General features: G+C 72.4%; 25 protein-coding genes. 10 read left to right on the forward strand and 15 right to left on the reverse strand.

The annotated features are described in order from the left end of the window. Window positions 1-98 precede the first annotated feature (98 nt). From ABZ318_RS10250 to ABZ318_RS10270, 5 genes are all read left to right on the forward strand, one after another. Window positions 99-1,508 carry a citrate:proton symporter gene (locus ABZ318_RS10250; protein ID WP_356902035.1) on the forward strand — a complete coding sequence of 470 codons (1,410 nt, stop codon included), beginning with the start codon at window positions 99-101 and terminating at the stop codon, window positions 1,506-1,508. 157 nt (window positions 1,509-1,665) lie between these two features. After that, complete coding sequence (locus tag ABZ318_RS10255) at window positions 1,666-2,379, forward strand: hypothetical protein (protein ID WP_356902036.1); 714 nt, start codon at window positions 1,666-1,668, stop codon at window positions 2,377-2,379. Beyond that, complete coding sequence (locus ABZ318_RS10260) at window positions 2,366-3,121, forward strand: class F sortase (RefSeq protein ID WP_356902037.1); 756 nt, start codon at window positions 2,366-2,368, stop codon at window positions 3,119-3,121. Before ABZ318_RS10255 ends, ABZ318_RS10260 begins: the two co-directional genes overlap by 14 nt. Before the next feature lie 354 nt (window positions 3,122-3,475). Next, complete coding sequence (locus tag ABZ318_RS10265) at window positions 3,476-4,867, forward strand: aldehyde dehydrogenase family protein (protein WP_356902038.1); 1,392 nt, start codon at window positions 3,476-3,478, stop codon at window positions 4,865-4,867. Window positions 4,868-4,884: 17 nt separating this feature from the next. Then, window positions 4,885-5,967, forward strand: a complete 1,083-nt coding sequence (locus ABZ318_RS10270) for a Zn-dependent alcohol dehydrogenase (RefSeq protein ID WP_356902039.1) — start codon at window positions 4,885-4,887, stop codon at window positions 5,965-5,967. Window positions 5,968-6,018: 51 nt separating this feature from the next. On the opposite strand, the gene ABZ318_RS10275 is transcribed toward ABZ318_RS10270, so the two are convergent. The 10 genes from ABZ318_RS10275 to ABZ318_RS10320 all read right to left on the reverse strand — a co-directional run bounded on the left by ABZ318_RS10275 (window position 6,019) and on the right by ABZ318_RS10320 (window position 14,873). Further along, window positions 6,019-6,939, reverse strand: coding sequence for a PDR/VanB family oxidoreductase (locus tag ABZ318_RS10275; RefSeq protein WP_356902040.1), 921 nt, complete (start codon window positions 6,937-6,939; stop codon window positions 6,019-6,021). Window positions 6,940-6,943: 4 nt separating this feature from the next. Next, the gene (locus tag ABZ318_RS10280) at window positions 6,944-8,395 is read right to left on the reverse strand and encodes a cytosine permease (protein WP_356902041.1); all 1,452 of its coding nucleotides are present in this window, start codon (window positions 8,393-8,395) and stop codon (window positions 6,944-6,946) included. Beyond that, window positions 8,392-8,703 carry a Rieske (2Fe-2S) protein gene (locus ABZ318_RS10285; protein WP_356902042.1) on the reverse strand — a complete coding sequence of 104 codons (312 nt, stop codon included), beginning with the start codon at window positions 8,701-8,703 and terminating at the stop codon, window positions 8,392-8,394. Before ABZ318_RS10285 ends, ABZ318_RS10280 begins: the two co-directional genes overlap by 4 nt. Beyond that, window positions 8,700-9,572, reverse strand: a complete 873-nt coding sequence (locus tag ABZ318_RS10290) for an iron-containing redox enzyme family protein (RefSeq protein ID WP_356902043.1) — start codon at window positions 9,570-9,572, stop codon at window positions 8,700-8,702. The genes ABZ318_RS10285 and ABZ318_RS10290 overlap by 4 nt, the downstream gene beginning before the upstream one ends. Continuing rightward, window positions 9,569-10,375: a dihydrodipicolinate synthase family protein gene (locus ABZ318_RS10295; RefSeq protein WP_356902044.1), complete on the reverse strand. Its 807-nt coding sequence runs from the start codon at window positions 10,373-10,375 to the stop codon at window positions 9,569-9,571. Before ABZ318_RS10295 ends, ABZ318_RS10290 begins: the two co-directional genes overlap by 4 nt. Window positions 10,376-10,401: 26 nt before the next feature. Further along, the gene (locus ABZ318_RS10300; RefSeq protein ID WP_356902045.1) at window positions 10,402-10,938 is read right to left on the reverse strand and encodes a DUF6190 family protein; all 537 of its coding nucleotides are present in this window, start codon (window positions 10,936-10,938) and stop codon (window positions 10,402-10,404) included. Beyond that, window positions 10,928-12,106, reverse strand: coding sequence for an aminotransferase class I/II-fold pyridoxal phosphate-dependent enzyme (locus ABZ318_RS10305; protein WP_356902046.1), 1,179 nt, complete (start codon window positions 12,104-12,106; stop codon window positions 10,928-10,930). Before ABZ318_RS10305 ends, ABZ318_RS10300 begins: the two co-directional genes overlap by 11 nt. A 219-nt stretch (window positions 12,107-12,325) precedes the next feature. Then, window positions 12,326-13,027, reverse strand: a complete 702-nt coding sequence (locus ABZ318_RS10310; protein ID WP_225804265.1) for a DsbA family protein — start codon at window positions 13,025-13,027, stop codon at window positions 12,326-12,328. A gap of 37 nt (window positions 13,028-13,064) precedes the next feature. Continuing rightward, window positions 13,065-13,865: an MBL fold metallo-hydrolase gene (locus ABZ318_RS10315; RefSeq protein ID WP_356902047.1), complete on the reverse strand. Its 801-nt coding sequence runs from the start codon at window positions 13,863-13,865 to the stop codon at window positions 13,065-13,067. Window positions 13,866-13,934: 69 nt separating this feature from the next. Continuing rightward, window positions 13,935-14,873 carry a DMT family transporter gene (locus tag ABZ318_RS10320; protein ID WP_356902048.1) on the reverse strand — a complete coding sequence of 313 codons (939 nt, stop codon included), beginning with the start codon at window positions 14,871-14,873 and terminating at the stop codon, window positions 13,935-13,937. Window positions 14,874-14,995: 122 nt separating this feature from the next. Between ABZ318_RS10320 and ABZ318_RS10325 the strand changes: the two genes are divergently transcribed. After that, window positions 14,996-15,664: a helix-turn-helix domain-containing protein gene (locus tag ABZ318_RS10325; RefSeq protein WP_356902049.1), complete on the forward strand. Its 669-nt coding sequence runs from the start codon at window positions 14,996-14,998 to the stop codon at window positions 15,662-15,664. Here ABZ318_RS10325 and ABZ318_RS10330 read toward each other — a convergent pair. The 4 genes from ABZ318_RS10330 to ABZ318_RS10345 all read right to left on the reverse strand — a co-directional run bounded on the left by ABZ318_RS10330 (window position 15,647) and on the right by ABZ318_RS10345 (window position 18,987). Then, window positions 15,647-16,345: a TetR family transcriptional regulator gene (locus ABZ318_RS10330; protein WP_356902050.1), complete on the reverse strand. Its 699-nt coding sequence runs from the start codon at window positions 16,343-16,345 to the stop codon at window positions 15,647-15,649. The genes ABZ318_RS10325 and ABZ318_RS10330 overlap by 18 nt on opposite strands. Window positions 16,346-16,560: 215 nt before the next feature. Then, window positions 16,561-17,475 (reverse strand): DMT family transporter, encoded by a 915-nt coding sequence (locus ABZ318_RS10335; protein ID WP_356902051.1) that lies wholly within the window; start codon window positions 17,473-17,475, stop codon window positions 16,561-16,563. Window positions 17,476-17,586: 111 nt separating this feature from the next. Further along, window positions 17,587-18,282: a winged helix-turn-helix domain-containing protein gene (locus ABZ318_RS10340; protein ID WP_356902052.1), complete on the reverse strand. Its 696-nt coding sequence runs from the start codon at window positions 18,280-18,282 to the stop codon at window positions 17,587-17,589. 18 nt (window positions 18,283-18,300) lie between these two features. Then, window positions 18,301-18,987, reverse strand: coding sequence for a TetR/AcrR family transcriptional regulator (locus ABZ318_RS10345; protein WP_356902053.1), 687 nt, complete (start codon window positions 18,985-18,987; stop codon window positions 18,301-18,303). A 70-nt stretch (window positions 18,988-19,057) separates the two neighbouring features. Here ABZ318_RS10345 and ABZ318_RS10350 point away from each other — a divergent pair, with 70 nt between their 5' ends. The 3 genes from ABZ318_RS10350 (at window position 19,058) to ABZ318_RS10360 (ending at window position 21,245) form a co-directional block, all read left to right on the forward strand. Continuing rightward, window positions 19,058-20,209, forward strand: coding sequence for an acyl-CoA dehydrogenase family protein (locus ABZ318_RS10350; RefSeq protein ID WP_356902054.1), 1,152 nt, complete (start codon window positions 19,058-19,060; stop codon window positions 20,207-20,209). Window positions 20,210-20,270: 61 nt separating this feature from the next. Continuing rightward, entirely contained in the window at window positions 20,271-20,558 is a 288-nt protein-coding gene (locus ABZ318_RS10355) for a YiaA/YiaB family inner membrane protein (protein WP_356902055.1), read from the forward strand. Between the two features lie 60 nt (window positions 20,559-20,618). Continuing rightward, a complete protein-coding gene (locus ABZ318_RS10360) occupies window positions 20,619-21,245 on the forward strand; it encodes a TetR/AcrR family transcriptional regulator (protein ID WP_356902056.1) in 627 nt (208 codons plus the stop codon). On the opposite strand, the gene ABZ318_RS10365 is transcribed toward ABZ318_RS10360, so the two are convergent. Next, entirely contained in the window at window positions 21,236-21,697 is a 462-nt protein-coding gene (locus ABZ318_RS10365; protein ID WP_356902057.1) for a MaoC family dehydratase, read from the reverse strand. The two genes, ABZ318_RS10360 and ABZ318_RS10365, sit on opposite strands and share 10 nt — an antisense overlap. 120 nt (window positions 21,698-21,817) lie before the next feature. Here ABZ318_RS10365 and soxR point away from each other — a divergent pair, with 120 nt between their 5' ends. Further along, window positions 21,818-22,294 (forward strand): redox-sensitive transcriptional activator SoxR, encoded by a 477-nt coding sequence (gene soxR, locus ABZ318_RS10370; RefSeq protein ID WP_356902058.1) that lies wholly within the window; start codon window positions 21,818-21,820, stop codon window positions 22,292-22,294. Window positions 22,295-22,316: the final 22 nt, after the last annotated feature.

A 22,316-nucleotide genomic window follows, 5' to 3' on the forward strand; every position in this document is an offset into this window, starting at 1 on the left:
CTCACGCGTCAACGTCTTGTTAAGGGCGGAAGAGGGCACCTACGGTCATCCGGACCGCCGCTCGGCGGCAGTTCAAGGGTGAACGTGAGGTGTCCTCCATGCTGACCGTCCTCGGCTTCGCCATGATCGCGACCTTCCTGGTCCTGATCATGCTCAAGAAGATGTCGCCGATCGCGGCGCTCGTACTGATTCCCGCGCTGTTCTGCGTCGCGGTCGGGCAGGGGGCCCAGCTCGGCGACTACGTCATCGAAGGCGTCGGCAAGCTGGCGCCGACCGCCGCGATGCTGATGTTCGCGATCGTCTACTTCGGCGTCATGATCGACGTCGGTCTCTTCGACCCGATCGTCCGGGGCATCCTGCGCTTCTGCAAGGCGGACCCCGTGCGGGTCGTCGTGGGCACGGCGCTGCTCGCCGCGATCGTCTCGCTGGACGGCGACGGCTCCACCACCTTCATGATCACCGTCTCGGCGATGTATCCGCTCTACAAGCGGCTCAGGATGAGCCTGGTGGTCATGACGGGTGTCGCCGCCATGGCCAACGGCGTCATGAACACCCTGCCGTGGGGCGGACCCACCGCCCGCGCCGCGACCGCGCTCAAGCTGGACGCCGCCGACATCTTCGTGCCGATGATCCCCGCGCTCGGCGTGGGCCTGCTCTTCGTCTTCGTGCTGGCGTACGTGCTCGGCCGCCGCGAGCGCAAGCGCATCGGCTACCTGACCCTCGACGAGGTCCTGGTCCCGGAGACCGACGCGGTGCTGGTCACGGCGGGCGGCGGCAAGGGCGGGGGCAAGGGCCAGGGCGGCGACAGGAAGGCGACGGCCGCCGCCGGAGAGGTCGCCGGTACGGGCGCCGACGAGAGCGACGGCTTCCAGGGGCTCGACCCGAAGCGCGCGACGCTCCGTCCCCGGCTGTACTGGTTCAACGCCGGCCTGACCGTCGCCCTGCTCGCCGCGATGATCCTCGAACTGCTGCCGATCCCGGTGCTGTTCCTCCTGGGCGCCGCCCTCGCGCTCACCGTCAACTTCCCGAAGATGACCGAGCAGAAGGAGCGGATCGCCGCCCACGCGGACAACGTCCTCAACGTCGCCGGCATGGTCTTCGCCGCCGCCGTCTTCACCGGCGTCCTCACCGGCACAGGCATGGTCAAGCACATGGCCGACTGGCTCGTCGGCGCCATCCCCGAGGGCATGGGCCCGCACATGGCCCTGGTCACCGGCGTGCTGAGCGTCCCGCTCACGTACTTCATGTCGAACGACGGCTTCTACTTCGGCGTGGTCCCGGTCCTCGCGGAGGCGGGCGCGGCCCACGGCGTGTCGTCCCTGGAGATCGCCCGCGCCTCGCTGGTCGGCCAGGCCCTGCACATGTCGAGCCCGCTGGTCCCCGCCGTGTACGTGCTGGTCGGCATGGCGAAGGTGGAGTTCGGCGACCACACCAGGTTCACGGTGAAGTGGGCCGCGCTGACCTCGCTGGTCGTGTTGGCGGCCGGGATCCTCTTCGGGATCATCTGACCCGGCCGGGCCCCGTCGCCCGTGGGCGGGGGTGAGCCGGACGGGTGGAAGTCGGAGGGTGGCGCGTCGGGTCGCCACCCTCCGTGCCCAGTTTGTGACAGATAGTCGGATTATCGCAGTAAGCGTCCGATGAGTTCACGACTGGAGGACCTCCACCATGACGACACCCCCCACCCGCGCCCTGCTCCGGGCGGCGCTCGCCACCCTGGCGCTCAGCACCGTCACCCTCGGGGGCGCCCCGGCGGCCTTCGCCGCGCCCGGCGACGACGGTGACGTCAAGGTTCACCAGGCGGCCACGAGCGACACCGACCCGGTCAACGAGCCCCGTGTCAACTGCCCCTTCAAGCTCGCCGCCCTCAACTTCGACGGCCTGTCGAGCATCACCTACTCGATCTTCCTGCAGCCGGGTCAGCCGGGCAACGGGGACCAGCCGGTGCTGGGGCCCACGGCCGTCTCCATCGACCCCGTCACCGGTAACGGGGCCACGGCGAGACCGCTCCGCCTGCCGGTCGGCATGTACAAGGTCGAGTGGACGTGGGAGGGCAAGAACGGCGCCCCGAAGTCGAAGGTCTTCAACGTCATCTCCGAATGCGACGACAACGGCAACGGCGGGAACGGCAACGGCGGGAACGGAAACGGCGGCAACGGGAACGGCGGGAACGGCAACGGCGGGAACGGCGGCGGCCACGGCCACGGCCACGGCCGGCCCCCGCACGGCCCGGTCGGCGCCGGCGGTGGCGGCAGCGCGCAGCTCGCCGCCGAGGACTCCTCCGCCTTCGGCGTCGGGGCGGCCGTCGCCGCCGGCCTCGCCGGCACGGCCGGGCTCGTCCTGATCCGCCGCTCGCGCCGCCGCGACAATGGCGCCGCGTAGGTCCCGCTTCACCCGCAGGCAGCGGCGCCTGCTCCGGCTCGCCAGGACCACGGCGATGGCCGTGGTCCTGGTGACGGGGGGTGTCTGGTGGGCCGGTGACGGGGAACCGGCCGACCCGCCGCTCGCCGCAGGCCCGGCCGCTCCCGGCCGGGCCGGGGCGGCGGCCGGAGAGCCCGCCGCCCTGGACCACAAGCCGAAGCCCCGGGCGCTCCCCAAGGCCACGCCCCGGCCGCGGCCCAAGACCACGCCCCGGCCCGCGCCCCCACCCGCCCCGCTGGCCCGATCGCGTCCCGTCACCGTCGCCGTCCCGGCCATCACCATCGAGGCCCCCGTGATCGAGCTCGGTCTCGACGCCACCGGACGGCTCGGCACGCCGCCCGTCGACAATCCTCGCGTCGCCGGCTGGTACGCCAAGGGGCCCGCCCCCGGCGAGCGCGGAACCGCCGTCGTCGTCGGCCACCGCGACACCCGCACCGGGCCCGCCGTCTTCCTCAACCTCAACTCGCTCAGCGCCGGCAACACCGTCCGGGTCGCCCGCGCCGACGGCAAGGTCGCCGTCTTCACGGTCGACCGCGTCGGGACGTACGCCAAGAACGCCTTCCCCGACAAGGAGGTGTACGGAGACACCGGGCGGCCCGAACTGCGGCTGCTCACCTGCGGCGGAGCCTTCGACCGGGGCAAGGGCTACGAGGCGAACATCGTCGTCTTCGCCCACCTCACCGAGATCGCCCAGAAGATCTGACCCCGGCGCCCGGCCCCACGGCCCTGGACCGGCCGGGCCCGCACACGAACCCACGCCCCGGTCGACGGAACCCAGCCGCTCCGTCGACCGGGGCGTGTGCCGTGCCCCGACGCTCGGGCCGTCCCGGATCCGGCGGGTTCCGGAGTCGTACGGCCGTACGGGACCGGCGTGGACAGGGTGTGGGCCGGGGCGGCACGATCGAGCGGTGCGGTGGCGCGCCGCCGACCGGGACCGGAGCGTGCGGCCCGGTGAGACCGGAGGCACTCCGGCGGGCTCTGGCGTCGGAAAACTAACAGCGCTAGTTTGGGTCGGACCACGCACGGACCACGCACGGGCGACCTGAGGAGACAGCGGATGAAGGCCCACGACGCGATGTACATCGGCGGGGAGTGGCGCCCCGCTTCCTCCACGGACACGATCCCGGTCGTCAACCCGGCCGACGAGCAGGTCATCGGCCACGTCCCCGCCGGCACCGCCGAGGACGTCGACGCCGCCGTACGCGCCGCCCGCGCCGCGCTCCCCGGCTGGGCGGCCACCCCGCCCGCCGAGCGCGCAGCCCGGATCGCCGCCCTCCGCGACGCGCTCGCCGCCCGCGCGGAGGAGATCGCCGCGACCGTCACCGCCGAGCTCGGCGCCCCGCCGCAGCTCGCCGCCGCCGTCCACGCCGGACTGCCGATCGCCGTCGCCGGCAGCTACGCCGAACTCGCCGCCACCCACCCCTTCGAGGAGAAGGTCGGCAACTCCACCGTCTACGCCGAGCCGGTCGGCGTCGTCGCCGCCATCACCCCCTGGAACTACCCGCTCCACCAGATCGTCGCCAAGGTCGCCCCGGCCCTCGCCGCCGGCTGCACCACCGTCCTCAAGCCCGCCGAGGACACCCCGCTCACCGCGCAGCTCTTCGCGGAGGCCGTCCACGAGGCCGGTCTGCCCGCCGGCGTCTTCAACCTGGTCACCGGTCTCGGCCCGGTCGCCGGGCAGGCGCTCGCGGAGCACCCCGACGTGGACCTCGTCTCCTTCACCGGCTCCACCGCGGTCGGCCGCCGCATCGGCGCCCTCGCGGGCGGCGCCGTCAAGCGGGTGGCACTCGAACTCGGCGGCAAGTCCGCGAACGTGATCCTGCCGAGCGCCGACCTGCCCAAGGCCGTGGCCGTCGGCATCGCCAACGTCATGTCCAACTCCGGCCAGACGTGCAGCGCCTGGACCCGGATGCTGATCCCCGCCGACCGGTACGAGGAGGCGGTGGCGCTCGCCGCCGAGGCCGTCGCCAAGTACGTCCCCGGCGAGCGCGTCGGCCCCCTCGTCAACGCCAAGCAGCAGGAGCGGGTCCGCGGCTACATCGAGAAGGGGATCGAGGAGGGCGCCCGGCTCGTCGCCGGCGGCCCCGAGGCCCCGCGCGAGACCGGCTACTACGTCTCCCCGACCGTCTTCGCCGACGTCACCCCCGACATGACCATCGCGCAGGAGGAGATCTTCGGCCCCGTCGTCTCGCTCCTGCGGTACGAGGACGAGGACGAGGCCCTCGCCATCGCCAACGGGACCGTCTACGGCCTCGCCGGAGCCGTCTGGGGCGAGCCCGGGGCGGCCGTCGCCTTCGCCCGCCGCATGGACACCGGCCAGGTCGACATCAACGGCGGCCGCTTCAACCCGCTGGCCCCCTTCGGCGGGTACAAGCAGTCCGGCGTCGGCCGGGAGCTCGGCGCGCACGGCCTCGCCGAGTACCTCCAGACCAAGTCCCTGCAGTTCTAGGCATCGAGGAGAGACGCGTGATCCGCGCCGCCGTCCTGCCCGCCGTCGGCTCTCCGCTGGAGATCACCGGCATCGAACTCCCCGAGCCCGGCCCCGGCCGGGTCCGGGTCCGGCTCGCCGCCGCCGGGGTCTGCCACTCCGACCTCTCCCTCTCGAACGGCACCATGCGCGTGCCCGTCCCGGCCGTCCTCGGCCACGAGGGCGCGGGCACCGTCGTCTCCGTCGGCGAGGGCGTCACCCACGTCGCCCCCGGCGACGGCGTCGTCCTCAACTGGGCGCCGTCCTGCGGCAGTTGCCACCCCTGCTCGCTGGGCGAGGTCTGGCTCTGCGTGAACGCCCTGACCGGCGCGGCGAACATCCACGCCCGCACCGAGGACGGCAGGGACCTCCACCCCGGACTCAACGTCGCCGCCTTCGCCGAGGAGACGGTCGTCGCCGCGAACTGCGTCCTGCCCGCCCCGGAGGGGGTGCCGCTCACCGACGCCGCCCTCCTCGGCTGCGCCGTCCTCACCGGCTGGGGCGCCGTCCACCACTCCGCCAGGGTCAGGGAGGGCGAGACCGTCGCCGTCTTCGGCGTCGGCGGGGTGGGCCTCGCCACGCTCCAGGCCGCCCGGATCGCGGGCGCGTCGACCGTCGTCGCCGTGGACGTCTCCCCGGAGAAGGAGGCGCTCGCGCGGGCCGCCGGAGCCACCGAGTACGTCGTCGCCTCCGAGACCACCGCCAAGGACATCCGGAAGCTGACCGGTGGCCAGGGCGTCGACGTGGCCGTCGAGTGCGTCGGCCGGGCCGTCACCATCCGGACCGCCTGGGAGTCCACCCGGCGCGGCGGCCGCACCACGGTCGTCGGCATCGGCGGCAAGGACCAGCAGGTCACCTTCAACGCCCTGGAGATCTTCCACTGGGGCCGCACCCTGGCGGGCTGCGTCTACGGCAACTCGAACCCGGCCGAGGACCTGCCGGTGCTCGCCGAGCACATCCGGGCCGGCCGTTTCGACCTCGGCGCCCTCGTCACCGAGCGGATCACCCTGGAGGGCATCCCGGGCGCCTTCGAGAACATGCTCGCGGGCAAGGGCGGCCGCGCCCTCGTCGTCTTCGACTGACGGCACGCGGAAGCCCGTACCGGCACATCGGCCGGTACGGGCTTGCGCACGTCAGAGATCCAGCACGAGGCGGGGGCCGCACGAGCGCCCCACGCAGATCATCATCGTCGCCCCCGAGGCCTTCTCGTCCTCGCCGAGGACGGAGTCGTGGTGCTCGGGAGTCCCGGCGAGCACCTTCGTCTCACAGGTGCCGCACCAGCCTTCTTCGCAGGAGTACGCCACATCCGGCACCACCTCGCGCACGGTGTCGAGCAGGGTCCGTCCGGGCTCCACGCGCAGAGTCCGCCCGGTCCGCCGCAGCTCGACCTCGAACCCGCCCTCGCCGGAGGGCCCCTCCACCGGCGCCGCACCGAACCGCTCCGTGTGCAGCGGACCCGGCCACCGGTCCTCCACCGCCCGCAGCAGCCCCTCGGGTCCGCAGCAGTACACGGCCGTGTCCGCCGGCAGCCCGGCGAGGACACCGTCCAGGTCGGGCAGCCCCGCCGTGTCCTGCGGGACGAGCGTGACCCCCGGGAGTCCGGCGAGCTCCTCGCGGTACGCCATGGACGCCAGGCTCCGGCCGCCGTACAGCAGGGACCACGAGCCCGGCGGCAGGGAGCGGACCATCGGCAGCAGCGGGGTGATGCCGATGCCGCCCGCGACGAACAGGTACCGCTCGGCGGGCACCAGCGGGAAGCGGTTGAACGGGCCGCGGACGCCGAGGACCGTGCCTTCCCCGACCGAGGCGTGGATCTCCTCGGAGCCGCCCCGCCCCGCCGGCTCCCGCAGCACCCCGAGCCGGTAGACGCTCCGGTCGGCCGGATCGCCGCAGAGCGAGTAGTGCCGGACCGCGCCCGACGGCAGCGTCACCTCCAGGTGGGCGCCCGGCTCCCAGGGCGCCAGGTCGGCGCCCGTGGCATCCGCCAGGAACAGCCCCCGTACGCCGTCCGCCTCCTCGACGACCGATCTCACCGTCAGTCGGACCGTGGACATGGCATCACCTCGACGCTCGTGACGGCGGCAGCAGCGGCTCCGGCCACACCCGGCACACCACCCCGTACAGCACGGCGGCGACCAGGAAGGAGGCCGGCAGGCTCAGGTCCACCCCGCCCGTGAGGCCGGTCAACGGGCCGGTGTACAGCGGGTTGTTGACCCAGAGGACACCCACGAAGGCGCCGGCCGCGAAGGCCGTGGCGGCCCTCGGGTTGACCCCGCCCGTGTACCAGTACCGTCCGCCGCCGCCCGTGGTGAACGTCCGCAGCGCCTCCGCGTCGTACCGGCCCCGGTGGAGCACGTACCCGACGGAGAGCACGGCCGCCCACGGGGCCACGACCGTGAGCAGCAGCGTCACGAACGCCGACATGGCGTCCATCGCGTCGTACACCACCGCCCCGAGGTACAGCACGGCCGCCGCGAGCAGCGCGACCACCGTGGTCACGGCGGCCCGCGAGGAGCGCCAGAACACCGAGTTGGCGGAGAGCCCGGCCGCGTACAGGCAGAGACCGGCCTGCGGCAGGGTGCCCGCGAAGCCGAAGACCACCACGGCCACCGCGAACCAGCCCGGCACCGCGTCCGTGAGGCCCTGCAGCCACGGCTCGTCGGGCACGGGGAAGAGCGTTGTCACGTACGCGCCGGTGAGCAGGGCCGCGAGACTGCTGAGGAACATCGAGACGCCGCTCGCCCGCACCACCCGGCCGGTGGGGGTGGTGGCCGGCATGTAGCGGGTGTAGTCGCCCTGGAACGTGGCGTACGACAGGGGCACGGTCGCGGACGCGGTCGCCGCGAGCAGCCAGGTGTCCAGGGTGCTGTCGAGCGCCAGGACCCCACCGGCGTAGCCCGCGTCGAAGCGGGGGGCGAGCACGAGGGCGGTGCCGAGCAGGACCGCCCCGCCGGTGACCGCCGTGATCCGGTACGTCCGGACCAGCGTCTCGTGCCCGCGCACGGCGACCAGCGCGACCGCCGCCGCCGTCACGAACATCGCGACGGTCAGCGCGCCCGGACCCGTCGGCGTGGACAGCAGCCGGTGGCCCGCGACCATGACGGCCGTGCCGCCCGTCCACACCGCGATCGCGAAGAAGCCGAGCGCCGTCACCACCGTGATGACGTTGCCGACGACCCTGCCCCGCACGCCGAAGTGCGCCCCGCTCGACACCGGATCGTTGGTGCCGGTGCGGACGCCGAACCGGGCGAGCGGCGCGAGCAGCGCCGTCCCGACGGCGACGCCCGCCGCGATCGCGCTCGCCGACGCCCACCAGCCGAGACCGAAGACCACGGGCAGCGCGCCGAGCACCACCGTGCCGAACGAGAACTGCGCGGAGGGCCAGATCCAGCCGAAGTCGCCCGGCGTCGAGGTGCGCTCGGCCTCGGGCACCGGCGCGACGCCGTCGTGGTCGACCGCCGCACGGGGCGGCGTCGCGGTGGACGCCGCCCCGGTCGGTGTGGTGGTCATGAGGCGCCCCCGGCAGGGTCCCCGGGACGGTCCTGGCCGGGCAGCACGTCGACCACCCGGAGGGCGGCGCAAGCCGCCCCCGAGGTGCGCTCGCCGCTGGTCAGGTCGAAGGTCGTGTGGTGCAGGGGGCAGGTGATCCGCAGCCTGTCCCCGTCGACCCTGCCGTACTTGAGCCGGCCCCCGCGGTGGGGGCAGACGGCGGCCGCGAGGACCTTGCGGCCGCCGACCTCGACCAGGACCAGGTCCTCGGTCACCTGGCGGACGGTGGGCTCGCCGGAGCCCTGCCGCCCGGCGGGCACGGCCGTCATGCGACGGTCTCCCGCGCCCGCGCGATCGCGGCTTCCTGGGCCTCGCCGACGATGTCGGAGGCCAGCCGCACGCCCGCCCAGATCTTCGCGAAGTCCGGCTCGTCGAGCGCGCGGATCGCCGTACGCATGTGGTTGGAGTGGTACGAGTCGATGTAGAGGTGCTCGGTGTAGTACGCGTCGTGGACGATCCCGAGGCGCCGCGCCGCCCGGGCGAAGCTCTGGAAGGCGTACAGGACGCTGGTCTCGAAGTAGGCGTACGCCCCCAGGAAGTACTGCGGGGACGACGCGCGGCTCGCCAGCCAGTGGAACATGTTGACGTACGCGTAGCACTCCGGCGTCGTCTCGTCGAGGTAGTCGTCGAGCTCCAGGCTCATGCCGAGCTCGGTGAGCAGGTCCCGGTAGAGCTGGGAGTGCGCCTTCTCCTCGTTGCCGCAGCCGAGTTCGTCGATGAGGACCCGGAAGACCGCCATCGCCGAGCGGTACGGCAGCCGGGGGACGACCGGGAGCAGCGACTCGGACTCGGTGAGCCCGTCGAGCGCGAACTGCCGCACGATCACCTTGAACTGGTCGAGCGTCGCGTGCTCGGCGAGGAAGGTCGCGCTCTCCGGGAGCGCGGCCTCCTCCTCGGCGAGGAACTCCTTCAGCGCCTGGAGCAGTTCGCCGGCCGAGCCGAAGCGGGGGGCGGAGGCCTCGTGGGCCCGCGCCTTCGGCAGGATCCACCGCTCCTCGATCGCGGTCATCGAGCCGTAGTCGCCGAGGTTGGGCACCCGCCGGTAGAGGGCGTGCAGCTCGCGCTGGGAGGTCGCGGCCGGGGCCGCGATCGAGTGCGCGGCCACCGGGACGGAGTCGTGGGACGAGGGCGCGCTCATGCCGCCTCCGCCTCCTCGTGCGTGGTGGGGGAGGAGATCACGCCGCGGGCGTGCAGCTCCTTCTTCACCCACCGGTACCAGTCGTCCTTGAAGACGCCGTACTTCTCGCAGACGGTGTTGATCTCCGCTTGGCGGTCCGGGGTCGGATCGACCAGCATGGCGTTGCACAGGGCGGGTTCGAGGTTGGCCAGCGGGCCGATGAAGCCCTGGATGCCGCGGGCGTCGACGAGGAGGTTCTCCCAGCCCTCGAAGACCGGGATGCCGGTGCCGGCCCCGGCCATCCTGCGGGTGAAGGCGGCGTCGCCGCTGGACTCCTTGATGCCGACGATCCCGGGGATCTCCTCGCAGATCCGGATCAGGGTCTCGAACTCGATGCGATTGCCCGACAGCGCCTCCTCGTTGTAGAGGAAGATCGGTATGTCGAGGGCCGCGCGGATCGCCCGGTAGTGCTCGACGATCTGGTCCTGCGTCACCTCGGCACCGAACGGCGTGGTGACGACGACGGCGTCCGCGCCGATCTCGGCGGCCGTGCGGGCCCGGTCGATCACCGAGGCGGTGTCGGGGAGCTGGATCCCGGCGAGCACGGGGAGGCCGTCGGCGTGCTTGACGGTGTACGTGACGACGTCCTGCCACTGCCGGGCGTCGAGCTTCCAGCCCTCGCCGGAGGTCAGGGCCGGCATGAGGCCCGTGACCTCGGCCCGGATGTGGTCCAGGAGCCGGACGACGCTCTGCTCGTCGACGGTGCCGTGCTCGTCGAGGGGGGTGATCAGCGGGACGACGGTCCCGGAGTAGGTGTCAGGCATGAGTGGGGTGCCCTTCGGAAATGGCTTCAGAGGTTGTGGGAGTCGACCGTCAGCACCAGCGAGCGCCGGTAGAGGTCCTCCAGGTACGCGGGGAACGAGGCCTCCGCGGTGGCGCCGACCGGCACGACGGGCAGGTCGGTCCTTCCGAGCAGCCGGGGGCTCGCCGTGTGCAGCGTCCCGCCCCGGCCGATGACCTGGGCGAGGAGCAGGCGCTCGTGCGTGGGCAGGCCTTCGAGCGCGGGGGTGGTGAAGGCCCGCCGCAGGTCGTCCTCGTCGTACGGGACGCGGTCGACGGCCAGGTCGGTGTGGAGGACGTCCATGAACGGGTAGTACTCGTCCTGGACCTTCCGCTCGTAGCCCCACACCAGGTCGTCGCAGCGGCCGACCTGCTCCCAGTTCATCACGACCCGGCCGGCGTCCCCGGCGGCCAGCCGGCCGGCGAAGAAGGCCTTGGCGCCGGTGCGGACGGCGTCGTCCTCGCTGTGCATGCCCATGAAGAGGGTGGCGTCGATGAACACCGTGGGGGCGTGGTCCGTCGCTTCGGGGGTGGTGTCAGGCCGCATAGCGCTCGAGCACCTTCCGCATCCGCTCCATCGCGCCGGCGAACACCTCGGGCTCGCGGGCCAGGGCCAGGCGGACGAAGCGCTCGCCCTTCTCCTTGGTGTTCCAGTAGAAGAAGGTGCCCGGCAGGACGTACACCTCCTCGTCGAAGAGGACGGCCTGGAGCTGGGTGGCGGTCAGGTGCTCCGGCCTGATGCGGAACCAGGCGACGCTGGTGCCGACGACCGGCTCCTGGAACTCCAGGATGCTGCCGTCGAGGGCGGCGCGGGCGGCTTCGCCGTTGGTCTTGATGATGTCGCGGACGGAGGAGAAGCCGTCCTCGATGGAGTCCTCGATGTACTGCGTGACCATGTTGAGGACGAACGGCGAGACGTTCAGCAGGACGCTGGTGTGGAGGTTGTAGACCTCCTCCTGGATGTCCCGGCTGGAGGTGATCATGGCGCACTTGGCGTCCTGGATCGGCCAGGTCTTGCCGGTGTCCTCCATGACCATGTAGGTGACGCCGGACTCCTCCAGGAGCTTGTAGATGTCGACGCGGCCGATGCCCTCGTCGCACAGCGCGAAGGAGGCGAAGCAGAAGTCCATCACCAGGACCTTGCCGTGGTCCACGCAGTAGCGGACGACCTCGCGGAAGCCCTCCAGCTTCTCGGCGAGCAGGGTGAAGCCGGTCGGGTTGTTCGGGTCGACCAGGTAGATCGCGTCCGCGTGGATCGCCTCGACCAGGCGCTCGTAGATGGCGTCCTTGTCGTGCAGCACCGACTCGTCGACCGGCCCGAGCGGCACCTGCATGTTGCGCAGCAGGTCGACCAGGTTGTCGAAGCAGGGCTCCACCAGCTGCACCGACATCCCGCGCTGCTTGAGGAACATGCCGGCGACCATGGTCGAGACGCTGGCGGAGTACGAGAGGAGCGTGCGGTCCATCGCCCGGGCGGTGGGCTGCTGGTGCAGGCGGAAGAAGGCGTCGACGAACTGGCGCTCGAAGTGCGCCTGCTGCTTCGTCTCCGACTCGTGCCAGAGCTCGGGGAGCCGCGAGACGATTCGCTCCTGCGAGGCGGACTGGCGCTGGTGCGTGTGGGCGTCGGCCAGGTTGAAGCGGGTCTTCAGGGCCTCGATCTCGTGCTGGGTGAGGTCGACGAAGGTGCTGACGTCTGCCTTGTCGGTCAACGACATGAAGAGCTCCTGCTGTCGATACGAAACCCGTCCGGAATTCCGGCGGCGTGAATGACTGTAGGAGCTTCGAGCGGCCTTGCGAATAACGGACGGGTCACGCAATTAATAATCACCGCGATGTTCTGTCGGAGGAAAAAAGGAACGACGGCCAGGCATTCCGCGAAAGGGAATGCCTGGCCGTCGTTCTCTTTTATCCGCCGCCGCCGGCGGCTTTTTCGGCTACTCCGTGGCGGCCCGCAGCAGGATGTCCTCGTACACCTTCGGGTCGTCCGAGGCGATCACCGGCCAGCCAATGCCGTACGCGCCCTCCCAGCCCACGTCGATGCCGGGGTTGGCGTGGTCGGAGCCGTCGGGCAGGAACAGGTGCGGGCTGCAGTTCACGCGGTCGCTCCTGGACAGCGCGGCCTGGTCGGCGAGGGTCCGGCGGGCCCGCCCGTCGTCCAGCGCCTCGGTGAGGGCGTCGACGTCGACGGCGCCCGTCTCCGCGGCCACGTCCAGGATCACCTTGCGGTGGCTGATGCAGCGCGACTCGGCCCAGAAGGCCCGGCGGAGCCCGAGGTCGAGCTGCTCCGAGGCGTTCAGGCTCTGCTCCTTCGCGGCGAGCACCGCCTCCAGGGCGGGCAGCGTCGTCGAGGGGTACAGCCAGTCCTTGGCCTGCCACAGCTGCCAGCCGGCGGCCGGCTCCAGGCTGGCCATCCGGGCGACCTCGCTGTCCGTGCCGGGGCGCGGGCTCGGGGCGTCGTTCAGCAGCTCCAGCGGGAAGGCGCGCAGGTCGAAGGAGACCTGCTCCTCCAGGCCGAGGCGGGCCCGGGTGGCGTGCAGCCGGTGGATGGCGATGTGCGCGAAGGAACACCAGATGTCGGAGAAGACGGTGACGACTCCGCGCGGCGGGGTCAGGTCGGCGGTGGTCGGGTCGGACATGGTTCTCCTCTGTTCAGGTGCGCGGGCGGAGCGGTGCTCAGCCGGCGCTGGACTCGTGGGCGTCGAGCGCCGCCTCGAGGTCGAGGTCGGCGTCCGGCAGCCAGGCGGGCAGGGACGGGATGCGGGCCATCGCCTCGAAGAGCCGGGGTACGGCGCTCTCCTCGACGGTCGGCCCGTGGGCGCTGAGCAGCCGCGCGGGACGCAGCGCGGCCAGCTCGCGCACGGGCCGCAGGAACTTCGCCTCGTCGACCAGCGCGGTCCACGGGGCTATTGCGCGGTTCAGCACCTCGAAGCCGTGGAAGAATTCTTCCTCGGAAAGGTCGGTGAAGTCCTGGCGAATTTCTTCGACGACGGTGCCGAAGCTGTCGGAGCTGTAGAGCGTTCCATCGGAATGGTCGAACACGGCGAGGGTTCCGGGTGAATCGAAGGTGGGCGGCCGGTGAAAGCTCAGCTCGCGATCGCCGACTTTCACGCGACTTCCCGGGTTCGCGGTTACTACCCGTTCCTGGGGAATGCTGAACTCCTCCGATATTCGCGTCAGTGATATCGCGTTGGTCAGCACCTTCGCGTGCGGCGCGGCATCGAGGATCCGGCCGAGTGCGCCGGTGTGGTCGCGGTCGTCGTGGGTGACGACGACCCAGCGCAGATCGGCCGGGTCGATCAGCGACCAGAGGGAGTCCAGGAAGCCCTCCCGGTCGACGGGCATGCCGGTGTCCACGAGGAGCGGCTGCCCGGACCGTACGAGGAAGGCGTTCACCGGCTGGTCGCCGAGGCCGGGGATGGGCAGGGCCGAGGGGAGGACGTGGATGTCCGGCCCGGCGGTGTAGGACGTTCTCACGATTCACCTTTCATGACGCACCGAGCGGGCCGGGGGCCCCGGGCGGAGGGCCCGGGGCGCCGGCCCCGGTCAGACGAGCTGGATGGTCAGGGAGCCGGCGATCAGCAGGGCGAGGCCCAGGGCGCGGGGCCTGGTCAGGGAGCGCTGCGGGAGCTTGAACAGGCCCTTGTGGTCGATCAGCGCGGAGGTCAGCTGCTGTCCCGTCACGGTGAGGGCGATGGTCACGGCCGCGCCGATGGTGGGGATGAGCAGGAAGGTGCCGGTGACGTACGCGGCGGCGCAGGCGCCACCGAGCCAGCCCCACCAGGGCATCTTCTTCAGCGGGGCGATCTTGGGCTTCGGGGTCTTCCGGGTCGCGTAGAGCACGAGCAGGACGACGGCGATGGTGAAGGTCGCCACGGCGAAGCTGATCACGGCGACGGTGATGGGCTCCTTCAGCTGGGCGCGCAGCTGGGCGTTGACCGCGCCCTGGACCGGCAGCACGCCGCCGGCGACGATGCCGAGGGCGAGCCAGCCGACGCGGCCGGCGCTCGACATCTTGGGGGCGCCGGGAGGGGCCGCGGCCTTCATGCCCCGGATGATCACGACGATGCCCGCGAGGACGGCGAGGGCGCCGAGGACGATGCCGACGCTCAGGTCCTTCTGCTTCAGGCCGAGGAGACCGAAGAGGTCGAGGGCGAGCGAGGCGAACATCTGGCCGGTGACGAAGAGTCCGACGGCGGCGAGGGCGCCGAGCCGTGGGAACAGCAGGATGCCGCTGGTGATGTAGAGGGGGCTGGCGAGTCCGCCGAGCAGCTGCCACCACTCCACGTCGGGCAGCTTGCCGAGCGCGCCGAGCGCGCCGGCCGCCACCGCGAGCACGACGAGCAGCGTGGTCGCGACGCCGAGCTGGATGGTCGAAGCGCCGTACGGGGTGCCGACGGCCGAGTTGAGCTGGAGGTTCACCGAGGCCTGGACGGCCAGGAGGCAGCCGACCAGCAGGGCCGCGGCGAGGAGCGCGGTGTGCATCTGGATCTCCCTGGGGCGGGATGGCGAGCGGATAAGTGGACACTGAGTCCGTTTAGCATGCCATGCAACATGGCAAACGGACAAGGTGTCCACTTAGCCCCGGGGGAAGTAAGGTCTGGTCCATGAGCGACGACGAGCAGCGAGGTCGTGGAGCCGCCTCCGTGCACCGGGTCGGCGGACTCCTCGGCGATCTTCAGGCGGCGGAGGAGCAGCCGGTCGCCCCGCGCAGACGCGCGGACGCGGAGCGCAACCGCGCCCAGATCCTGGCGGCGGCCGAGCAGCTCTTCGCCGAACAGGACCCGCGATCGGTCACCATGGACCGGATCGCCAAGGCGGCGGGCGTCGGCCGCGCCACGCTGTACCGCAGCTTCCCCGATCCGTCCTCGGTCGCCGTGGCGCTGCTCGACGAGCACGAGCGCCGGCTGCAGGGGCAGCTCATCTACGGGCCACCGCCGCTCGGACCCGGCGCACCGGCCGGGGAGCGGCTCGCGGCGTTCTATCTGGCGATGCTCGATCTGCTCGAACGGCACCTGCCGCTGGCGCTGGGGGCGGAGACCGGCCCCGCGCGCTTCCGGACGGGCGCGTACGGCTTCTGGCGCGTCCACGTGCGCACCCTGCTGGTCGACCACGGGGTCGAGGACCCGGATCCGCTGATCGACATCGCGCTCAGTCCGCTGTCGCCCGAACTCTTCCAGTTCCAGCGGCACCAGCTCGGCCTGTCGGCCGAGCGCATCGGACGTGCGCTGACGGTCTTCGCCCGTCGTCTCCTTGAGTCAGGAGGCGGTCGCTGACCTGTCCTGCGAGGGCGCCTTCGACGGCGCCGGGGCTGCCGGGGCCGCCGGGTGGACGAGCCCCGGCAGGATCAGCTCCCAGATGCGGCGGAGGCGTTCCTCGGCCGGGTCGTGCAGGGCGCCGCTCTCCGCGGGCCAGAACTCGTGGGCCGGGGCGGTCGGGCGGCGCATCTCCAGCTCGACCCCGGTGATCACGTAGCCGATCAGCGCCGCGACCGCCGTCGCGTCCACGCCCGGCCGCAGGGCCTTCTCCGCCACCGCGTACCGCGCGAGACGGCCCACCTCGCGCCGCCAGGGGCATTCCTGCCCGGGCCCGGGGTCGGCCGACTGCAGTTCGCGGGCGAGGCGCTCCCCGGCCCGCGCCACGGGGTCGGTTTCGAAGAGCCGGATCAGCGCGTGCGTGGTGATCACCAGCTTGTCGATCGCGGTGCCGCCCACCCCTTCCATGGACAAGCAGGCCGACTCGACCGTGATCCGGGTGACCGCGCGGGCCCGCCCGCGCACCGCGGTCGCCAGATCCGACTTGGTCGCGAAGTGGAAGACCAGGGCGCCGGTGGTCAGCCGGGCCTCGCCGGCGATCCGGGCGAGGGACGCCCGCTCGTAACCCACTCTGTCGAACACCCGCGCGGCCGACGACAGGATTTCCTGTCTCGTCCGCTCCGCCCGCTGCTGAATCGCCATGAGCTCCCCCGTGGGCTTTCGAGAAGGTGCCGGAGCGTTGTGTTCCGTCCTGCGCCTGTGACCGCTTCGAAACTATCCGGCCGGGGAGCGGCGAAACGTGGCCTGTCGTCCGCGCGGCTGAATCTGGGGGCTTGACGCTCGCTTTCACCCCAGGTCGCGGACGCCCACCCCGCACGGGCGTCCCGCGAAGTGACCGGAACCGGAGGTATGGCCTGTCAGGTGGATTCAGCCGTTCCGGCGGGCACGGTGGCCCGCGCCCGGGAGCGGGATACGGCCACGCCCGCGAGGCACAGCGCACCCCCGGCGAGCGTGAGCAGACCCGGCAGCTCGCCCAGGAACACCCACGCGAGGAGCACGACGAGCGCGGGCACCGCGTACGTCGTCGCGCCCATCCGGCCCGCGGTCGTACGGGCGAGGGCGTAGGCCCAGGTCGTGAACGCGAGCGCGGTCGGGAACACCCCCAGGTAGACCATGTTCAGGGTCGCCGACAGCGGGGCCCGGCCCGCCTCCTCCACCAGCTGCCCGGCGAAGGGCAGACAGGCCGCCGCCCCCACCAGGCACCCGAAGGTCGTCACCTGGAGCGCGCTGCCGTGCGCCAGCGCCGGCTTCTGGGACACGACCCCGCCCGCGTACGCCACCGCCGCGAGCAGGCAGAGGACCACCCCGAGCACGGAGGCGTGCCCGCCGGAGCCGCCGCCGGACATGGACAGGCCGACGGTCACCGCCCCCGCGAAGGAGACCGCCATGCCCGCGAGCAGCCGGGGCGGCAGCGACTCCTTGAGGAACCGCGCGCCGAGCAGGGCGATCAGGATCGGCCCTATGTTCACCACCATCGCCGCCGTGCCCGCGTCGACCTCCTGCTCGCCCCAGTTCAGGACCACCATGTACGCCCCGAACCAGAGCAGCCCCGAGGTCACGATCCCCGGCCAGGCGGCCCGCGGCGGCAGCCCCTCCCGCCGCACCAGGAGCACGGCCCCGAGGACCAGCGCCCCGGCGAGCAGCCGGCCGAGCGCGAGCGCGCCGGGGGAGTAGGCCGCCCCGGCGCTGCGGATGGAGACGAAGGCGGAGGCCCACAGGACCACGGTGACACCGGCGGCGGCGAGCGCGAGCCGGGAGGATTGCTTCTGCATGCCCCGACGGTAGGCGGCGAACCGTTCGGCGCTCACCGCAATATCGAGCGGGCGGTACGGGACGGAGACGCGGCTCGTCGCCCCGCCCCGCCCCGCCCCGCCCCGCCCCGCTCAGCGCAGCGCCGTCGCCGGGATGCCGAGGCCGGTCCGCAGGGCGGTCTCGCCCTCCGCCGTCACCTTCACCGCCCGCTCGGACCCGATCCGCACGCACCATCCGGCGTCGAGCGCGTGCCGGCACAGCGCGGCGCCCGCGAGCCCCGCGAGGTGCGGGCGGCGCTCGGTCCAGTCGAGGCAGCCGCGAGCGACGGGCCGCCGCCCCTTCCGTACGAGGGGGATGCCCTGCTCGTCGAACCAGGCCAGGCCCCGGTCCGTGAGCGCGAACCCGGTGTCCTGGCGCAGCAGCCCGCGCTCCGTCATCGCGTCGGCGATCGCGATGCCGAGCCGTCCCGCGAGGTGGTCGTAGCAGGTCCGGCCGCGCGCCATCGCCCGCCCGGCGCTCGCGGCGCGCAGCGAGCGCGGCGGCGCGGGCGCCTCGGGCTCGGATCGGGCGGCCAGGTCCTCCACGAGGTGGGCGATCCCGGGATCGGCGAGGCGCACGTACCGGTGTCTGCCCTGCCGTTCCTCCGCGAGCACCCCGCCCGCCACCAGCTTCCCCAGGTGCTCGCTGGCGGTGGACGGCGCCACCCCGGCGTGCCGGGCGAGCTCCCCGGCGGTCCAGGCCCGCCCGTCGAGCAGGGCGAGCAGGAACGCGGCGCGGCTCTCGTCCGCGAAGAGCGCCGCGAGCGCGGCGAGATCACTGGCTGCCATGGGGCAAGCCTGCCGCACTCACGCTTCGGCGCCGGCCGAACCGTCGGGCGCGGTGGCGGACCGGCGGGCCGGGACCGCCTCGTACTGCAGCCGCAGACCGTCGAGCAGCGCCCGCAGGCCCGTCTCGAACGCCCCCTCGTCGACCTTCTGGCGGCGCTCCGCGAGGAGGTGGGCCTGGCCGAGGTGGGGGTAGTCGGCCGGGTCGTAGGCCGTCTCGTCGTCGACGAAGCCACTGGCGAAGGAGCCGAGGGCGGAGCCGGTGACGAAGTACCGCATCAGCGCGCCGATGGAGGTGGCCTGGGCCGGGGGCCAGCCCGCCCGGACCATGGCGCCGAAGACGGCGTCGGCGACCTTCAGGCCCGCCGGGCGACGGCCCGGCCCCTGGGCCAGGACGGGGACGATGTGCGGGTGGTCGGCGAGGGCGGCGCGGTAGGAGACCGCCCAGTCGTGCAGCGCCGTCCGCCAGTCCCGGCCGTCGTCCGCCGCGAACATCGACAGGTCGATCTTCGCGCTCACCGCGTCCGCGACCGCGTCGAGGATCTCGTCCTTCGTGCGGAAGTGGTTGTAGAGCGAGGGCCCGCTCACGCCGAGTTCGGCGGCGAGCCGCCGGGTGGAGAGCGCCGCGAGGCCCTCCGCGTCCACGAGCGCGCCCGCCGTCTCGACGATGCGTTCTCGGCTGAGCAGGGGCTTGCGCGGTCGGGCCATGGCGCACATAGTAGGCCCGCACCAGAAAAACTAGCAGTGGTAATTAAGTGGCCGAGTGGGGTGGCACCGCATGAATCTGGAACTGAGCGAGGAGCAGGAGGCCGTACGGCGGCTCGCCGAGGACTTCGTCGCGCGTGAGGTCACCCCGCACGCCGTCGCGTGGGACCGCGCCGAGCAGGTGGACCGCGCCGTCGTGAAGAAGCTCGGCGCCGTCGGCTTCCTCGGGCTCACGATCCCGGAGGAGTACGGCGGTTCGGGCGGCGACCACCTCGCGTACTGCCTCGTCACCGAGGAGCTGGGGCGCGGGGACTCCTCCGTGCGCGGCATCGTCTCCGTCTCCCTCGGCCTGGTCGCCAAGACGATCGCCTCCTGGGGCACCGAGGAGCAGAAGCGGGAGTGGCTGCCCCGGCTCGCCACCGGCGAGGCGCTCGGCTGCTTCGGCCTCACCGAGCCGGGCACCGGCTCCGACGCCGGGAACCTGGCCACCCGCGCCGTGCGGGACGGCGACGCGTACGTCGTCAACGGCAGCAAGATGTTCATCACCAACGGCACCTGGGCCGACGTCGTGCTGCTTTTCGCCCGCACGAACGACGCGCCCGGCCACAAGGGCGTCTCCGCCTTCCTCGTCCCCGCCGACACCCCCGGCCTCACCCGCCGCCCCGTCCACGGCAAGCTCGGCCTGCGCGGCCAGGCCACCGCCGAACTCGTCCTGGAGGACGTCCGCGTCCCGGCGGACGCCATGCTCGGCCCCGAGGGCAAGGGCTTCGCCGTCGCCATGTCCGCCCTCGCCAAGGGGCGCATGTCGGTCGCCGCCGGCTGCGTCGGCATCGCGCAGGCCGCACTCGACGCGGCCGTCCGGTACGCCGGGGAGCGCGAGCAGTTCGGAAAGCCCATCGCCTCGTACCAGCTGGTCCAGGAGCTCCTCAGCGACATCGCCGTCGACGTGGACGCCGCCCGGCTGCTCACCTGGCGGGTCGCCGACCTGATCGACCGGGGCCGGGACTTCGCCACCGCCGCCTCCAAGGCCAAGCTGTACGCCTCCGAGGCCGCCGTCCGCGCCGCGAACAACGCCCTCCAGGTCTTCGGCGGCTACGGCTACATCGACGAGTACCCGGTCGGGAAGCTGGTGCGCGACGCCCGCGTCATGACCCTCTACGAGGGCACCAGCCAGATCCAGAAACTCATCATCGGCCGGGCGCTGACGGGGGTCTCGGCCTTCTGAGTACGTCGCTGAGTACGCGGACGGATGTGGCGCCGGCCACATCCGTCCGATGCTGTGCGGCATGAGCGACACACCGGTCAAGCAGCAGAACACCGCCGCCTACTACATGCAGGCCGTCATCTCCTTCGGGATCGCGATCGCCGCCGTGGCCGTCGGGATCTACCAGCTCGACGCCAGCGGCTGGGTGCGGGCCTTCCTCGCGATCTCGGTCCTCTACCTCACGACCTCGGCCTTCACCCTCGCCAAGGTCGTCCGCGACCGCCAGGAGGCCGGCCAGATCGTCAGCCGGGTCGACCAGGCCCGCCTGGAGAAGCTCCTCGCCGAGCACGACCCCTTCCAGAAGCTCTAAGCGCTTGCTCACCCTCGTTGTATGGTGTTCGTCCTGACGGGGACCGAGAAGGAGTGTGGGATGAGCGCGGCGGAGGAGACGCCCGGGGGCGAGGACATGCCCTGGGACGAGGTCACGCCCGAGGCGGCCCGGCGGCTGCTCGTGGCCGCCGTCGAGGCGTTCGCCGAGCGCGGCTACCACGCCACCACCACCCGGGACATCGCGGGCCGCGCCGGGATGAGCCCCGCCGCGCTCTACATCCACTACAAGACCAAGGAAGAGCTGCTCCACCGGATCAGCCGCATCGGCCACGACAAGGCCCTGGAGATCCTCCGGGCCGCGGCCGACGGCGACGGCACCGCCGCCGAGCGGCTCGCCGACGCCGTCCGCTCCTTCGTCCGCTGGCACGCCGAGCGCCACACGACCGCGCGGGTCGTCCAGTACGAGCTCGACGCGCTCGGCCCCGAGCACCGCGCCGAGATCATCGAGCTGCGTCGCGAGTCCGACGCCACCGTCCGCCGGATCCTCGAAGAGGGCGCGGCGGCGGGCGAGTTCGACGTGCTCGACGTCTCCGGCACCGCGGTCGCCGTGCTCTCCCTCTGCATCGACGTCTCGCGCTGGTTCAACACGCAGGGCCGCCGGACGGCCGACGAGATCGGCGTGCTCTACGCCGACCTCGTCCTCAGGATGGTCGGCGTTCAGAAGTAGTAGCGGGAGACCGACTCGGCCACGCAGACCGGCTTCTCGGAGCCCTCGCGCTCCACGGTCACCGCCGCCGTCACCTGCACGCCGCCGCCCGCCTCCTCGACCTTCGTCAGGACCGCGGTGGCGCGCAGGCGCGAGCCGACCGGGACCGGGGCGGGGAAGCGCACCTTCTCCGTCCCGTAGTTGAGGCCCATCTTCATGCCCTCCACCCGCAGGATCTGCGGGACGAACAGCGGCAGGAGGGACAGCGTCAGGTAGCCGTGCGCGATCGTCGTGCCGAAGGGACCGGTCTTGGCGCGCTCCGGGTCCACGTGGATCCACTGGTGGTCCCCGGTCGCCTCCGCGAACAGGTCGATCCGCTTCTGGTCGACCTCCAGCCAGTCGCTGTGCCCCAGCTGCTCGCCCACTCCCGCGCGGAGCTCCTCGGCGGAGGTGAAGATCCTCGGCTCGGCCATGTGTTCTCGTCCCTTCTCGTACGGCATACCCGCTGGTCGGTATCTAAGCGCTTGCTCAGCATGTGGGGTGCGGGGGCCGCTGTCAACGGTCGCCGTCGGCGCACCAGTAGGGTTCCCCGAGTGCCGCATATTCCAGAGAAGCTCCATGAACTCACCGTCGGCCAGCTCTCCGCCCGCAGCGGGGCCGCCGTCTCCGCCCTGCACTTCTACGAGGCGAAAGGGCTCATCAGGAGCCGCCGCACCAGCGGAAACCAGCGCCGCTACGGCCGCGACACGCTCCGCAGGGTCGCCTTCGTCCGGGCCGCGCAGCGGGTCGGGATCCCCCTGGCCACCATTCGGGAGGCGCTGGCCCAGCTCCCCGAGGAGCGCACGCCCACGAACGAGGACTGGGCCCGGCTCTCCGAGGCCTGGCGCACCGAACTCGACGAGCGCATCAAGCAGCTCGGCCGGCTCCGCGACCATCTGACGGACTGCATCGGCTGCGGCTGTCTCTCCCTGGAGACGTGCGTCCTGTCCAACCCCGACGACCGCTTCGGCGAGCGGATGGCGGGCTCCCGCCTCCTCCCGGTACGGCGAGGGCCGGGCGACACGGCCTAGGTGTGCTGTCCGGCGGATTCGG

Origin of the sequence: Streptomyces sp. NPDC006197, assembly GCF_040613865.1 — a bacterium.
GTDB lineage: Bacteria > Actinomycetota > Actinomycetes > Streptomycetales > Streptomycetaceae > Streptomyces.